The following is a 16,097-nucleotide window of genomic DNA, read 5'->3' as shown; positions in this document are numbered from 1 at the left end:
GCCGTTTGGCGCGAGGCCAAGGCACTTACATCCCGAACACTCCGGAGAGCAGGAGGTCAATAATTTTGATGCCGACAAACGGTGCGATGATGCCACCGACACCGAAGATGAGCAGGTTGCGGCTCAGCAGTGAGGCAGCCGACCCGGCGCGGTACTTCACGCCCTTGAGAGCCAGCGGAATCAAGGCGACAATCACCAGCGCGTTGAAGATCACTGCAGACAGGATGGCGCTTTCCGGCGAATGCAGGTTCATGATGTTGAGCTTGTCCAGGCCAGGCAGCGCCGTGACGAACATGGCTGGAATGATGGCGAAGTACTTCGCCACGTCATTGGCAATGGAGAAGGTGGTCAGCGCACCGCGGGTAATCAGCAACTGCTTGCCGATTCCCACCACGTCAATGAGCTTGGTCGGATCCGAATCCAGGTCCACCATGTTGGCCGCTTCCTTCGCCGCCGACGTACCAGTGTTCATTGCCACGCCCACATCTGCCTGCGCCAATGCCGGTGCATCGTTGGTGCCGTCACCGGTCATGGCGACCAGGCGTCCCTTCGACTGCTCCTTGCGGATCAACTCTAGCTTCTGCTCCGGGGTGGCCTCAGCGAGCACATCGTCGACGCCGGCCTCCTTCGCAATCGCATGCGCCGTCACCGCATTGTCGCCCGTGATCATGACGGTACGAATGCCCATTTCACGCAGCTGATCGAAACGCTCACGCATGCCAGGCTTAACGACGTCCTTGAGATAAATAACACCCAGCACTCGTCCGGACTCACCGCTGGTTACTTCGTCGCCGCCAAATACCTCGGCGACCACCAGCGCGGTACCGCCCGCTTCCGAAATGCGCTGGACAATGCCATCGACCTCGGGCGGCACGGTGGCACCGATGCACTTCATCAGCTTCACAATCTCCATTGCGGCACCCTTGACTACCTTGCGTTTCTTCTCGCCGCCGGTAGCGGGGAACTCGATACCACTCATACGAGTCTGAGCGGTAAAGGGAATGAAGGTCGCATTGGCATAGACGGATTCGTCGATGCGTTCATTCGATTCGGTTTCCGCGAGCTCGACAATGGAGCGGCCCTCGGGGGTTTCGTCGGCAAGCGAAGAAAGCTGGCAGGCGTGTACCAATTCAGCGTGCGTGGTGTCGCCGACCTCGGAGAACTCCGCAGCCTGACGGTTACCGAAGGTGATGGTGCCGGTCTTGTCTAGCAGCAGCGTGGCGACGTCACCAGCGGCCTCAACCGCACGGCCCGACATGGCCAACACGTTGTGCTGAACCAGGCGGTCCATACCGGCGATACCAATAGCGGACAGCAGCGCGCCGATAGTGGTCGGGATCAGGCAGATCAGCAGTGCGACCAGTACCAATGGGTCCTGCTCAGCGCCGTTGAAGACAGCCATTGGTGCCAAGGCGATGACGACCATGAGGAAGATCAGGGTCAACACGTGCAGCAGGGAACCAAGTGCCAGCTCGTTCGGAGTCTTCTTGCGCTGTGCGCCTTCGACCAGACCAATCATGCGATCCATGAAGCTCTCACCGGGCATGGTGGTGACCTCGATGGCGATGGCGTCGGAAAGCACGCGTGTACCACCGGTGACCGCGCACCGATCACCGCCGGCCTCGCGGATGACCGGCGCGGACTCACCGGTAATGGCGGACTCATCGACACTGGCAGCGCCGACGATCACGTCGCCATCGGCGGGAATCGGCTCGCCGGCGGAGACGATGACGATGTCACCCGGAACCAGGTCCGTGGCCGCGACCTTGGTGGTCTGCGCGGCTGGGTTCTCCAGTGCTGCAGCGGCGTTGGCGCCGTTGTTGAGCTTGAAGGCATCAGAGGTGGTGCGCGAAGCGCGCAGCGATTCCGCCTGTGCCTTGCCGCGGCCCTCAGCGACGGCTTCCGCCAGCGTTGCAAAAAGTACCGTCAACCACAGCCACACCGTGATGGAAATACTGAACAGCGACGGGTGCGCAATGGCCAGGACCAGCGTAAATGCGGCACCGACTTCGACCAGGAACATCACCGGGGTGGCGATGAGCTGGCGCGGGTTCATCTTGCTCAGCGCCAGCGGCAGAGCCGCTTTCAGTGCGCTGGGAGAAAATGCGGAAGATGCGTTGGAATTCTTGCTCATGACAGGGCCTCCGTCAGCGGACCTAGGACGAGGGTTGGTAGGAAGGTCAGGGCGCTGACGATGATTGCGATGGCAACGGTCAGGCCGACAAACTGCGGTCGGTGAGTTGGCAGGGTGCCAGCGGTCTCGGCGGCTGGTCGCTGCTTGGCGAAGTCACCAGCCAGACCCAGCACCATGACAATTGGAAGAAAGCGACCAAACAGCATGGCGAAACCGAGGCTCATGTTGAACCACGGGGTATCGGCACCGAAGCCCGCGAATGCCGAACCATTGTTGTTGGACGCACTGGTGAAGGCGTAAATCAGGTCGGAGAAACCGTGCGGTCCGTCAGCGGACACGGAGTCCAGCGTCGACGGCAGCATGGTGGAGATACCGACACCTGCCAGCACCAGCACTGGCATGACCAGGATGTAGAGGCAAACCTTGGTGATTTCCGAAACACCAATGCGCTTGCCCAGGTATTCCGGGGTACGGCCGACCATCAGGCCGGCGATGAATACGGTCAGGATGGCGATGATGAGCATGCCGTAGAGACCGGAGCCCACACCACCAGGGCTGATCTCGCCCAGCAGCATGTTCAGCATGAGCATGCCGCCTGCCAGTGGTGAGTAGCTGGAGTGGAAGCTGTCCACCGCGCCTGTCGACGTCATGGTGGTGGTCACCGCAAAGAAGGAACTCGGCAGCACGCCAAAGCGCATTTCCTTGCCCTCCATGCCGCCACCTTGGAAGGTCTGCAGCGCAGTCTCGCTGGACATAACGACAGCCAGAGAGATGAAGTAGAGCACCGCCATGGTGGACAGAATTGCCCAGCCCTGACGCTTGTCACCGATGATGACACCGAATGCCCTGGTCAACGAGACCGGAATCAACAGGATAAGGAAGATTTCCAGCATGTTGGTCCACGCATTCGGGTTTTCAAATGGATGCGCGGAGTTGGCGTTGAAGTAGCCACCGCCGTTGGTGCCCAATTCCTTGATGACCTCCTGCGATGCCACGGCACCGCTCGGGATAGTCTGGCTGCCGCCGGTGACAGTCTGGATAGTCTGTGGGGCCGAGAAATTCTGGATGGCACCCTGCGAAATCAGCAGAATTGCACCAATAGCGGCGATGGGCAGCAGCACTCGCAGGACGGTACGAGTCAGATCTACCCAGAAGTTGCCGATGTTGCCGTCACCGTGACGGTTGGCCAGGCCTCGGACCAGCGCCACCGCCACTGCAATACCGACTGCGGCGGAGACGAAGTTCTGAACTGCCAGGCCAGCCATCTGGGTTAGCACTGTCATGGCTTCTTCACCGGAGTAGGACTGCCAGTTGGTGTTGGTGGTAAACGACACCGCGGTGTTCCACGCCTGGTCCGGAGAAACTGGGCCCTTGCCGTGGTTGAGCGGTAGCCACTGCTGCACTCGCTGCAGCAGGTAGACGAAGATGACGCTGACAGCGGAGAAGCTCAACACACTGGCGGTGTACTTTGTCCAGTGCTGGTTGGCCTCTGGGCGCACACCGATGGCGCGGTAGAAACCGCGCTCAACACCCAAGTGTTTATCAGTGGTGAATACCCGCCCCATGTAATTGCCGAGCGGGATGTAAAGGATGGCCAGTGCGGCCATCACGATGATTACCGGGACAAATCCCATAATGACGTTGCTCACGAGAATCGCTCCGGATCAATCAGGGCGACCAGGACATAGCCCAATGCCGCCAAACCTAAAATGGCGCCGACGATCAATTCCCACGTCATAGTTTCTTCACCGCCTTTGCGCAGCCCTGCAGTAGCAGGAAGGCCGCAATGGTGAGTAGAAGAAGCAAAATGTCTACGAACATGACAGTTATAAAACACCCATACCTACTGCGGCGGGCACCTATTAACGCTTTTTTAACACCCGACTGAACTGGGGTTATGCGCTTAGAGATGCGCGAATGCACTTCTGATTAAGAAAGTGCCAATGCAGGTACGCGGCGAATTAATAGCCACTTCTGGGACCAAGTGGGGAGGGAGATCTGGGCAGGCGCGCTGATGTCGCCGACTTATCGATGGTTTTCCGTGACCTGTCGATGACTTCCCTTGTCTTATCGATGGTTTTCCACCACTTATGCGCACGCTGTGGGGTCTACCTGGCTACTTGTCGATGAGCTATTCACCTGTCGATGCGCTATAGCGTGGGCATCAGTGAATAACGCATCGACAAGTGGCCGCCCAACCCCGTCCCCGCCCTCGCCCCGCCGCCTCAGCCCCCGCCATCTCCGCCCCGCCCCCAGCCGGACCACGCGCTACCCGAAGGCTTTTGGACGCGAGCATCAAAAAAACCGGGCACCACGCTTACCGCGTGATACCCGGTTTGTAAATGGATTGAGGTAGGTCGAAGCAACCGACCTGAATTAGCCGACCTAGAAGTGCCTAACTAACCAACCAAAGCTAATTAGTCCGCCGGAGCTGATTAGTCCTCCGGAGCAAGCTCGCTTTCAGTAACCCACTTGTGGTTCTTCATGGTCATACCATCATCGTCAATGTCGACCATGTACACCGGCTCCTGGGTGGAGTAGTCAACAGTGCCCTTGGCCCCCTTCATGCCCGCCATATGCTCGGCGTTGATGGTGATCTCGGAGCCGTCGGCAAGCGGTGCTTCGCCTGGGTTCTCCAGCTCCTCATGAACGACCCAGCGGTGGTCCTTCACCGGCTCACTGCCATCGGTCGGGGTGTAGGAAACGGAGTAGGTAGTGGTGTTGAAAACACCAACAACCTTGCCTTCTGCACCCTTCATGCCCGGCATGTGATCGGCGAGAACCTGCACTTCACTGCCGACCGGGAACTTCGCGTTGTCCGCCGCAATCATTCCCTCTGGAGCCGGACCACCATCGGCCGGATGGTCATGGCCGGCCATCGCGTCATCACCGTGGTCACCATGACCGCCATGATCATCGGCATCGTCCATATCATCCATGTCGTCATGGCCCTCAGTGCTGGTGGCCGACACGGAAGAGCTGGTCTCGCTAACAGTGCTGCTTGCCTCAGTACTAGCCGAATCATCGGAGGAGCAACCGGCCAGCACAAGGACGCTGGCGGCACCCGCGGCTACGAGAGCATCTAGTGGTCGAATATTCTTTGCCATGGTTGAGCTCCTTTGTTGTTGGTGTCAATCAATCTATGACCTCAGCCTAACAACGCTCCCCCAGCGTCACCAGGACTTATCGCCCTCGGCGAACAGAGATAGTCCAGCCAGCCTCACCGGTCTGCTCGAAATTGGTGACCTCGTGGCCATCCTTCGCAGCCCACCGCGGAATCGCATCCGTGGCCTGGGTGCAGTCGAATGGAATCACCAGCTCCTCGCCGATCTCAATCTTGCCAATCGCGTCCTTGGCCTCGATCAGCGGGAATGGGCACACCGCGCCGACGGTGTCGAGCTCGTAACGCCCGCCGCCCAGCGGCTTGAGCTTGCCGTCTTCCTGCTTTACGACGCTCCGGTCGAGCAACGCCACCGGCGCGACAGCAAAGGCACCTGCCAGAGGGGAGGCCTCGGTGCCAGCGGCACCGGCACTGTCGCTACCCGGCAGGGACACAGGAGAAGTAGCAGCCGAAGCGACCGGAGCAGTTGCCGATACCGCCGTGTCGTTGGTGGTGGAAGGGGTGCTCGGGACGTCGTTAAGCGAAGGTGCGGACGGCTTCAGCCAGAGCTTTGCGGCGATAGCGACACCTGCGGCGATGGACGCCAGCGCAAGCCAACCCTGGTAGCTGAACAGCGAGGTCTGGACCATGCCGTTACCGACGGTGCAGCCGCCGGCCCACGCAGCGCCGACACCCATGAAGATGCCGCCGACGACCGAGCGAGCGCCCTGGGTGGCGTCCGGGACGCGGAGGCGGAATTCACCGGAGGCCTTGGCCGCGATGAAGGAGCCGACGAGGATGCCGAGGACGAGGAGGACGCCCCAGTCGAAACGCTCGGTGTCACCAGTGACAACGTAGTTGGCAAGGTTGGAGGACGGAGTCGTGATGCCGAGGCCATCGTTGCGGCCGGTAGCTGCGGACAGCGGCCATGCGATAACGCCAAGTACACCGACGATGGCGGCGGTGGCGTACACGTGCCAGGGCTTCTCAGCCAGGATGTGCGCGAGACCGGACTTACGCGGTGCCAGAGTTACCGGGCGCGGGCCGGAGAATTCTTCGCGCAGGAAGCGGACGGCGAAGTATGCCGTGACGGCGCTCAGCGCGATGACCAGTGGCCAAATGCTAATGCCGAGAGAGGCATGAATGCTGGTCAGGCCGACGGTGCGGTCCTTCAGGGAATTCTGCAGGCCGCCCAGGAAGCCAGTCTTCATAGCAGCAGCGGATAGGGCGTAAAAGACCAGTGCGATCCAAGAGCCGATCAGGCCCTCACCGGAGCGGTACCAGGTACCCGAGGCACAGCCACCGGCCAGGACGATACCCAGCCCGAAGATAACGCCACCGACGATAACGGCCACCGGTGCCAGTTCGTTGTATTCGGGAGTAATCACGCCGGCGCTGGTCAGTGCGGCCAGGCCGATGGCGTGGACGGAAATAACAATCAGCAAGGCGACGAAGCCGCGCCAGCTGCGCTGAGTGAAGATATCGCGCAGGAAACCGGTGACGCAGAAACGTCCTCGCTGCATAACAAAGCCGAGCACGGCGCCCAGCGCTAGTCCTGAGATGAGCATGAGAGTGTTTCTCCTAAAATTATGAGCCAGTCCGCCATCAAAGCCATAATGAACAGACCTGTCTATTAGTGGATTAGAAGCTACTCTACACAGCGAAAAAAGTCCAACTTAATGAAGTTTTCATAGGGTAGAACACCTGCCAATAGACAGACCGAACCGTATAGTTGCTGGTGAGAAGCGCAAGTTGTGGCAAGCTAAAACACTATGAGCGCACAGAATTCAGCCCTGGTTGGACACCAGCGACACCAGCGGTTCCTTGCGATGCGCTCGATACTCGACCTTCCTTTTACCCATGCTTTCGCCCTTGATCCTCAGGCGGTCATCGATATTTCCGGCGTGGCCCGCCTCAGCGAGCTCAATGCCAAAAATGTCGCAATAATCGACAGCTTGCGTTCACTCGCCCACACCAACACGCAGGACTTTTACGCCATCGATGACGCGGCAGAAGCTCTGGGTACCGCCTTGCGAATGGCGATTTCCTCCCGGCAGCTACTCTGGTTCAGCTCGCTGCCCGAAAGTGATGTGGACAAGGTACAAAACATCCTCGGTAGCGACATCGTTCATGTGGTGGGCCCGGAACTGGCCGTCGATAAGCTCGATGACAGTACCCTCGAGCTTCCCACTGCACTGAAACAGCGCGGAGAACCACTGGTGCCCATCGCTATCTCGCCAAGCGAGCTGGTACAGGCCTGGGCACACGGCAGTCGCGTGCAGCAAAAACTGCTCGCTTACCTGCTGGAGGGAACAAATACGCTGGTCATGCAGCAAAAGGATCTGCATGCACTACGCAAAGTCGGGACCAAACTCATCGAGCGCAACCCCGTGTGGCGCCTGCTCTACAACCCGAAAGTGTTGGCCTACCTGGTGGTGATGGTCTACTCTTCGCTCCGCGCGCTACCTGTGGTTTTCGTCCCCGGATTCCACGGCAATGTCTGGGTGCTGTGGAGCATCGACATCATTACCGCTATCCCCTACACCTGGGGAATTGTCGAGATGATCACCGGCCGCTCATTCGGCCGAAGAATGCTGGGGCTCCTGATCACCCTAGTGACTTTCGTCTCGCCTTACGTCTACTTCTGGGCCAATGGGCGCGATTATCCGATGTGGGTCACCATCTTTGTCATCGCGTTAATTGTCGCAGCCTGCGCCGTCGAATACGTCCGCTGGCTGCGCGACCGCGCCATCTCCGCAATCCTGCGCCAACCACCCACCAACTGCCGCTAGCGACCGCTAAGCGAGCGCCGCACGCCGCCAATAATCAGCCAGGCACCGGCGGCAACGTTGACAGCCACAAGCCCGTGGATAGACGCCTTGCTTAACGACGCTGCCATCGTCTCACTTGCGATAAGCATGCCGGTCGAGACAATCCAGATGAACGTTGCGGCAATGTTGGCAATCCGGCCGCGTTCCACGCGGAATGGATGCGTGTAGTGCAGCGGCACCAGCGTCATTGCGCTGAAGATAAAAATGGCAGCGATGCACACCGCCATGGGCGCGTTCCATACCCACAGCAAGACTGCCACGATGTTCCACGCGGCAGGGAAACCAACGAAGTAGTAGTCGCCGGACTTGGCGGCTTCGTTGGCATAGCAGAACATCGACGACACCAGGACCAAAATAATCAGGGCAATCGCCAACGGCCGTGGCCCCAGTGGCAGATACATAACCATGAAAGCCGCGGGTATGGCGGTCCAGGTGAGATAGTCGACGATGTTGTCCACCACTGCGCCGTTAAACCACGGGACGACTTCCTTGATGTGATGCTTACGCGCCATATTGCCGTCGACACCATCGACGACGAGGGCAATGCCCAGCCAGAGCCACATCCAATGTGGGCTGCCCTCCAGCAGTGCGACCGCAGCCAGCGTTGCCCACACCAAACCGGTCAGCGTGAAGGCATGCACAGCCCAGGCGATGACATGCTGGCGCCAGGTGAAGCGGGTGAAGGTCGCGGCGGTGCTGGCAGTATCGGCGCAGGCAGTATCTGGCCCACTGGCGGTACTAGAACTGGCATTGTCGGAGCGAGTAGTAGCGTTCACGGCAGATGTCCTTTAGAGAACAAAATGCGCACAACTGCAAACCTTTATCGCAGTTGTGCGCAGAGTCGATTTTTTTCAATCGGTGAGTATAACGGCCGATGGGTCGTTTTCCCGTATTTTTACTCGGGCTTGTTCCGAGTTATTTAACGACGATCCTCGAACCAACCGGTAACAGCCGGTGCTGTGTTCTCGTAGACCAGCTTGGCTTCGGTGTACTCCTCCAGGCCGGTCGGGCCCAGCTCGCGGCCAATACCGGACTGACCAAAGCCACCCCACTCGGCCTGTGGCAGGTAGGGGCCAAAGTCGTTGATCCAGACGGTACCGTGACGCAGCTCGCGGGAAACGCGCTCAGACACCTCGCGGTTGGATGACCACACCGCACCGGCCAGGCCGTATTCGGTGTCGTTGCCGATCTCGATGGCCTCGTCAACCGTGGTGAAGGTCTCCACCGTCACTACCGGGCCAAAGGCTTCGTCGTGGACGCAGTCCATATCGCGGGTGACCTGGTCAATCACGGTTGGGAGGTAGAAGTAGCCGTCGGCAAGCGAGGCGGAACCATCGGCGGTGGTGCCCGTGGCGATCTCGCCGCCTACGCGCACACGAGCGCCCTGCTCACGAGCTCGATCGACGTATGCCGCGACCTTATCCAGGTGCTGCTTCGAAATCAGCGCACCGGTCTCGGCCTTCTCGTCGAGCGGACCGCCGAGCTGGATGTGTCCGGCGCGCTCGACCAGATCGTCGACAAACTTCTCGGCGATGGACTCCTCCACAATCAAGCGAGCGCCCGCCGAGCACACCTGACCGGAGTGCAGGAACGCAGCATTGAGGGCATTGTCCAAAGCGGCTTCGTAATCGGCGTCGGCGAAGATGATGTTCGGGTTCTTGCCGCCGAGCTCAAGCGCGACCTTCTTCACAGACTTAGCCGCTTCACCAGCAATAATCTTGCCAGTGACAAGACCGCCAGTGAAGGAGACCATGTCCACCTTCGGATGCGAGGACAGCGGTGCGCCCGCTTCGGCACCGGCTCCGGTAATGAGGTTGGCAACGCCTGCCGGAACACCCAGATCATCGATGACGTGCATGAGCAGAATTGCTGTGTGCGGAGTCAGCTCCGCCGGCTTGAGCACAAAGGTATTGCCCGTGGCCAGCGCCGGTGCAACCTTCCATGCGGTCTGCAGCAGTGGGTAGTTCCACGGCGTAATCAGGCCACAGACACCAACAGGTTCACGCACAATACGCGCGACGACGGACGGGTCATCCGCATCCACGAGACGACCGGCATCATTGCCCGCGAGCTTCCCGAAGTACTCAAAGCAGGCAATGATGTCATCCATATCGGCTGCCGCCTCAGGCAGGCGCTTGCCGGTATCCATAGCCTCTGCCCAGGCAAATTCGTCCTTGCGCTGCCTGATGGCAGCTCCGATATCGAGTACCAACTTGCTGCGCTCAGCTGTGCTCCAGGATGCCCAGGAACCTTCTCCGGTACGTCGGAAAGCAGCGTCGGCGGCGGCGATGGCGCGCTCGGTGTCGGTTGCGTCTGCTTCTGCGACCTCGGCGATGAAAGAGCCGTCGGCCGGGCACTCGATGGTGCGAGTATTGCCAGCGGCTGCAGCGGACCAGGTGCCGTTGATAAACAGCGTGGCGGCCCCTTCGTGAGATTTGGCGGTCTCGGTTGCGAGAGCCTTATCAGTAGTGGAAGGCTTAAAGGTCATTTAGGAATCCTCCTTGGCGTAGTCATCAGACCATTCGCGGACAGGTTCGGCATTATCGGACAGATCTGAGGTGCCCGGGAGATCAGACTGCATATGCAGGAACTCCAAGTGCCGTTCGTAGAGGTCGAGGACGTCGGAAATCAGCTGCTCTTGGGTGTAGCCATAGACGTCGTAGCCGAGCGAGCCGGTAAGCGTGAAGACCTCGAGACGGTAGTAGTAAATATCAGCATCACTGTCCAGGTGTACCAGGCCAGCGAAAGACGGCGTCAAGTGTTCAACCGGATAGACCTGGTAGCGGAAGCTCATCTCCTCGCCGAAACCGACCTGCAGGTCAATCTGGTCGATGCCAACTTCTTCTGCTGGTTCACGGTGCAGCGTCACTTCGCCGCCACGATCCCTGATAGCTTCTGCCACCTGTTCAAGCGCGGGCTGTACCACTCGGTCGAGGTAGCGCATGACTGGCTTCTTGCCCGGGAAGGACATGGAGCGGGCAAGTCGCTTACGCCAGTCGCCCTGTTCGCCATCTACGGCGCGGCCCGACATCGCCCCATGGAGGGCTCGACGTGTCGAATCCTGTTGCAGCAGCTCCAGTCGCAGCGACTTAAAGAGGCCATACATCACCAGATAGATGACAAAGGCGAACGGCAGGCCCATCACAATCGTCGCGGACTGCAGTGTCGGAATACCGCCGACGTAGAGCATCGCGATGGTCAGCACACCGACCACGACAGCCCAGAAAATACGGGTCCACTTCTTACCGTCCTGCTGTGTGTCGGTGATCTTCGAAGTGAAGTTACTCATCACCAGTGCTGCCGAGTCAGCCGAGGTGATGTAGAGCAGCAGACCGATCAGGGAGGCGACTGCCGCCACCAACATCGGTGCCGGGTACTGCTCTAGCAGAAGGTAGAAGGCGCGCTCCGGGTAATCCAATGCAGTCTGCCCAAACTCCGAATCGCCACCGATAACCAGGTCCAGAGCCGAGTTACCGAACACCGATACCCACATCAGAACGAAGAGGAATGGAATGGTCAGCGTGCCGACGACAAACTGACGCAGACTACGGCCACGGGAAATGCGAGCCAGGAACAAACCGACGAACGGTGCCCAGGCCACCCACCAAGCCCAGAAGAACAGGGTCCAGGAGTTCAACCATTCCTGCGCTCCGGAGAACGCGTAGGTATCCATAGTCATGGACGGGAACTTCGAGACGTACTCACCGACGTTCATCACCAGTGCGTCAAACAGGAACGCGGTGCGGCCGGTAACCAGGATGTAGAGCATCAAGCAGATGGCCAGGCCAACGTTGAGCTCCGAGAGACGACGAATTCCCTTGTCGACACCGGAAACTGCGGAGGCGATAGCCACCGATACGGCCACGACGATTAGAGCGATCTGCCAGGACGTACTCTCATCCACCCCGAACAGCACACGCAGGCCGTAATTCAGCTGGACGACGCCGATACCCAGCGAGGTTGCGACACCGAAAACGGTACCCAGCATCGCCGCGATTTCGACCGCTTCACCAGCGGGGCCGTGGATGCGCTTGCCGATAATCGGATAGAGCGCCGAACGAATGGTCAGCGGCATGTTCAGGCGATACGCGAAGTAGCCGAATGCCATACCCATCAGGGCGTAGAGTGCCCAACCGGTCACGCCATAGTGGAAGAGCGTGAACACCACTGCCTGACGTGCAGCTTCGATGGTCTCCGCGTCTCCGGTCGGCGGGCCATAAAACTGTGCCACCGGCTCCGCTACCGAGAAGAAGAGCAGGTCAATGCCGATACCCGCCGCAAAGAGCATAGAGGCCCAGGAGAACAGACCAAACTGAGGCTTGGCGTGATCGGGGCCGAGCTTAATCTGTCCCGTTCGCGAGATAGCGACGTAGAGCATGAAGAGCACTGCCACCGTCGCGGTCACAATATAGAACCAGCCGAAGTTCTTCGATACCCAGGCGACAATGCCAGCTAGGGTGTCCGCTGCATTGTCCGGGGCAAAAATAGCCCACAGGGCAATGGCAAGAATGCCAACACCTGAAATAATAAATACAGGCCAGTTGACCTCAGGCTCGGAGGTCACACTCGCTTGCGCTTGTTGTGGAGGGGCCGACTGCGATCGCTGCATTCCTTGCGACGATCCAGATTTTTCCTCCGTTACCTTCTCAGTTGGCGGAGTATCAGACATAGGAAAATCCTTCAGATTCGGGAACTAACCCAGCATACCTAGTTTGAATAATCCCTCAAGTTTAAGAATCGATTCAGAAGAATTCTCCACCCCAACATCAACATCTTCACCTGCATATTTATCCAGTTTTCAAGGCGTTTAAAATCATTCCAACTGGAATTGAATACCAATTGTGTGGCATTCTATATAGGTGAAGGGGATTTGAGATACGCCTCCGGCCACTTATTCCAATATCAATATATAGGGCCTGCCTTTAAATATTACTTGGGGCTTATCGGGGCTTATCGCAGTCCTTGAAAACCAGTCCGATATACATCGGCAAACAACCTACGGAGGTACACCAGAACATGGGAGCTTTCCCGGCTGTCTTCAACTTCGGTAAAAAGAATGGCAACACCACAGTCGAACACCGCGACGTCGTCATCGTTGGCGCGGGCTCTGCCGGCTCTGTGCTGGCTAACCGGCTGTCCGCAGACCACACTCAGCAGGTGCTCGTACTCGAGGCCGGCCGCATGGACTCCCTCTGGGACCTCTACATTCACATGCCTTCGGCGTTCTCCTTCCCAATCGGTAACAAGTACTACGACTGGAAGTACGAATCCGAGCCGGAACCGGAGATGAACGGTCGCCGTATCTACCACGCCCGCGGCAAGGTCGTCGGCGGTTCCTCCTCCATCAACGGCCAGATCTACCAGCGCGGTAACCCCATGGACTACGACAAGTGGGGCGACACCAAGGGGCTGGAGAACTGGGGCTGGAACCACGTTCTGCCTTACTTCAAGCGCATGGAAAATGCACTCGGCTCCGACAAGGACGACCCGCGCCGTGGCCACGACGGCCCACTGCGCATGAAGCGCGGTCCGGCCGATTCTCCGCTGTTCAAGGCCTTCTTCAAGTCTGTCCAGCAGGCCGGCTACAACTACACCCCGGACGTCAACGGCTACCGCCAGGAGGGCTTCGGCCCCTTCGACGCGAACATCGACAAGGGCCGTCGCCTCTCCGCTGCCCGCGCATACCTGCACCCGGCTCTGCAGCGTCCAAATCTGGAGCTTCGCACCCGCGCAGAAGCCACCCGCATTCTCTTCGAGGGCACCAAGGCCGTCGGCGTGGAGTACGCCTGGAAGGGGCGCACACGTCAGGTGCGAGCAGACAAGGTCATCCTCTGCGGTGGCGCTTTCAACTCTCCGCAGCTGCTCGAGGTCTCCGGCATTGGCGATGAGAAGGTCTTGAATGCCGCCGGAGTGAACGTCGTCAAGCACCTGCCTGGTGTCGGCGAAAACCTGCAGGACCACCTGGAGGTCTACATTCAGTACAACGCCACCCAGCCGGTGTCTTCACAGCCGTACCTGGAGAAGTGGCGTTGGCCGTTCATTGGCCTGTGGTGGCTGCTCACCCACAAGGGCCCGGTGGCAACGTCGCACTTCGAGGGTGGCGGTTTCGCGCGCTCCAACGACAACGAGCCCTACCCGAACCTGATGTTCCACTTCCTGCCGCTGGCCATGCGTTACGACGGCACGAAGATCGATAGCCCGCACGGTTTCCAGTTCCACGTTGGTCCGATGTACTCGGATGCCCGTGGCCATGTCCACATCACCTCCTCGGACATCAAGGTCAAGCCGTCGATTCTGTTCAACTACCTGTCCACTGATCAGGACCGCCGTGAATGGGTCGAGGCTGTGAAGGTCTCCCGTAAGCTGCTGGACACTCCGGCAATGAAGGAGTACACCGACGGCGAGATTTCCCCGGGTGCAGATGTGCAGACCGACGAGGAGATTCTCGAGTGGGTCCGCAAGGACGCCGAGACCGCACTGCACCCATCCTGCACCTGCAAGATGGGGCCGGCCTCCGACGAGATGGCCGTGGTCGATCCGGAAACCATGCAGGTTCACGGCACCGAGGGCCTCTACGTGGTTGACGCTTCGGTCATGCCGGGCATCACCAATGGCAATATCTACGCACCGACCATGATGATTGCCGAAAAGGCCGCTGATCTCATCGCCGGCAAGACCCCGCTGGCACCGCAGGACATTCCGTTCTACCGCGCTGGCCAGGGTATGCCGCTGGATCCGCCGGAGAGCACCAAGTAGTTCTTGAGTTTTTGAGGCGGTAGCGCGACGTCTATTGCGCAACGTCGCTCGTCGGAACCGGCCGGGTTCTCCCACGCGGGGGAATCCGGCCTTAGTGTTACTCTCGCCCTTATGAGCAGTACAACCTCGCAGACACTCGAAAACCTCCGACGCTCATCAATCATTTTGGCACCGATGGCCGGTGGCCCATCCACGCCCGAACTCGTCGCTGCCGTTTCCAATGCTGGCGGGCTTGGCACCCTTGCCGCCGGCTACCTCACTGTCGAAAAGCTCACTGAACAGGCACAGCAGACGTGCACACTGCTTGACGACGGCAAAGGTTTCGGCATCAACCTCTTCTGCCCCAACACAGCTGACGCCGGTGTCGGAACCTCAGAGGAGGAACTTGCTCAGTGGACCGCTTTTCGTAATCGTCTGGCGCCGGCCGCTGCCCACTTCGACATCGATTTGCCTGACACTCCGACCTGGTCAGATGACTACTTCTCGGCGAAAGTCGAGGCAATTCTCGCTGATGACTTTCTGCCCAATCCCGATGCCCTGAAGTTCGTCTCCTTCACCTTTGGCCACCCAGACAACGAGGTCATTGCTCGGGTAAAGGAATCAGGCCGCAAAGTGATTTTGAATGCGACCTCAATTGAGGGTGTACGGGCGGCGACGGAGGCTGGCGCTGATCGCATTGTCCTGCAGGGACTAGCTGCGGGTGGGCACCGCGCATTTGTGAAGGGGAAGGATTCGTCCGACAGCATTGGGGCCTCTGTAGAAGAGCTCGCCCAAGCAGTCACCGAAGCATGTGCGGTAACCGATGTACCTATCATCGCCGCTGGTGGGGTGGGTAACCGAGAGGACGTCGTCAAGCTTGTGGAAGCCGGCGCGGTGGCTGTGCAAGTTGGCACACGGTTCCTCACCACCGCGGAGGCGGGTACGAAGGAGACGCACCGACGGGCACTGCGTGATTTGGTGGAGCGTGAAACTGTTTTGACTCACGCCTTTTCCGGTAAACCTGCACGTGCCATCGAGAACACGTTTACCCGGGAGTTTTCTAGGGTCGCGCCGGAGCTTTACCCGCAACTGCACTACTTGACCACACCGCTTCGCGGCGCGGCGAATAAGGCCGTCGATCCCGAGTATCTCAATTTGTGGGCAGGTATCGCGTTTGCGCAGTGCGAGGTTCAATATGCGGGCGATGTTGTTGCGGAGCTTTCCGGCTCAGCCGAGTAATACGAAGTCACCGAAGCCACAAACAGCACAATGACCAGCCCCGGACCTATTTCGCGGC

General features: G+C 59.2%; 11 protein-coding genes. 3 read left to right on the top strand and 8 right to left on the bottom strand.

What is annotated here, in order from left to right; translation table 11 throughout:
• Positions 1-25 precede the first annotated feature (25 nt).
• The 5 genes from kdpB to ADM64_RS03675 form a co-directional block, all read right to left on the bottom strand.
• Positions 26-2,134 (bottom strand): potassium-transporting ATPase subunit KdpB, encoded by a 2,109-nt coding sequence (gene kdpB / locus ADM64_RS03695; protein WP_049181801.1) that lies wholly within the window; start codon positions 2,132-2,134, stop codon positions 26-28.
• Positions 2,131-3,783 carry a potassium-transporting ATPase subunit KdpA gene (gene kdpA / locus ADM64_RS03690; protein ID WP_049181802.1) on the bottom strand — a complete coding sequence of 551 codons (1,653 nt, stop codon included), beginning with the start codon at positions 3,781-3,783 and terminating at the stop codon, positions 2,131-2,133. The genes kdpB and kdpA overlap by 4 nt, the downstream gene beginning before the upstream one ends.
• Positions 3,780-3,872 (bottom strand): potassium-transporting ATPase subunit F, encoded by a 93-nt coding sequence (locus ADM64_RS03685; protein WP_016421618.1) that lies wholly within the window; start codon positions 3,870-3,872, stop codon positions 3,780-3,782. The genes kdpA and ADM64_RS03685 overlap by 4 nt, the downstream gene beginning before the upstream one ends.
• Before the next feature lie 697 nt (positions 3,873-4,569).
• Complete coding sequence (locus ADM64_RS03680; RefSeq protein ID WP_187404924.1) at positions 4,570-5,241, bottom strand: YdhK family protein; 672 nt, start codon at positions 5,239-5,241, stop codon at positions 4,570-4,572.
• 76 nt (positions 5,242-5,317) lie between these two features.
• Positions 5,318-6,802 (bottom strand): YeeE/YedE thiosulfate transporter family protein, encoded by a 1,485-nt coding sequence (locus ADM64_RS03675; protein WP_049193173.1) that lies wholly within the window; start codon positions 6,800-6,802, stop codon positions 5,318-5,320.
• A gap of 204 nt (positions 6,803-7,006) precedes the next feature.
• Here ADM64_RS03675 and ADM64_RS03670 point away from each other — a divergent pair, with 204 nt between their 5' ends.
• Complete coding sequence (locus tag ADM64_RS03670) at positions 7,007-8,026, top strand: hypothetical protein (RefSeq protein ID WP_049193171.1); 1,020 nt, start codon at positions 7,007-7,009, stop codon at positions 8,024-8,026.
• Here the strand turns inward: ADM64_RS03670 and ADM64_RS03665 are convergent.
• From ADM64_RS03665 to betT, 3 genes are all read right to left on the bottom strand, one after another.
• The gene (locus ADM64_RS03665; protein WP_080971496.1) at positions 8,023-8,841 is read right to left on the bottom strand and encodes a CDP-alcohol phosphatidyltransferase family protein; all 819 of its coding nucleotides are present in this window, start codon (positions 8,839-8,841) and stop codon (positions 8,023-8,025) included. The two genes, ADM64_RS03670 and ADM64_RS03665, sit on opposite strands and share 4 nt — an antisense overlap.
• Positions 8,842-8,984: 143 nt before the next feature.
• Positions 8,985-10,553, bottom strand: a complete 1,569-nt coding sequence (locus ADM64_RS03660) for an aldehyde dehydrogenase family protein (protein WP_049171791.1) — start codon at positions 10,551-10,553, stop codon at positions 8,985-8,987.
• Positions 10,554-12,734 carry a choline BCCT transporter BetT gene (betT, locus tag ADM64_RS03655; protein WP_049190998.1) on the bottom strand — a complete coding sequence of 727 codons (2,181 nt, stop codon included), beginning with the start codon at positions 12,732-12,734 and terminating at the stop codon, positions 10,554-10,556. It abuts the gene before it with no gap.
• 347 nt (positions 12,735-13,081) lie between these two features.
• Here betT and betA point away from each other — a divergent pair, with 347 nt between their 5' ends.
• Both betA and ADM64_RS03645 read left to right on the top strand, forming a co-directional pair.
• Entirely contained in the window at positions 13,082-14,821 is a 1,740-nt protein-coding gene (gene betA, locus ADM64_RS03650; protein ID WP_049193170.1) for a choline dehydrogenase, read from the top strand.
• Between the two features lie 111 nt (positions 14,822-14,932).
• On the top strand, positions 14,933-16,039 hold the full coding sequence (locus ADM64_RS03645; RefSeq protein WP_065428874.1) for an NAD(P)H-dependent flavin oxidoreductase: 1,107 nt from the start codon (positions 14,933-14,935) through the stop codon (positions 16,037-16,039).
• Positions 16,040-16,097 lie beyond the last annotated feature (58 nt).

It is taken from the genome of Corynebacterium sp. 401_CJEI, assembly GCF_001076435.1.
GTDB lineage: Bacteria > Actinomycetota > Actinomycetes > Mycobacteriales > Mycobacteriaceae > Corynebacterium > Corynebacterium jeikeium_D.
This window is presented reverse-complemented; position numbering and strand designations above follow the sequence as displayed.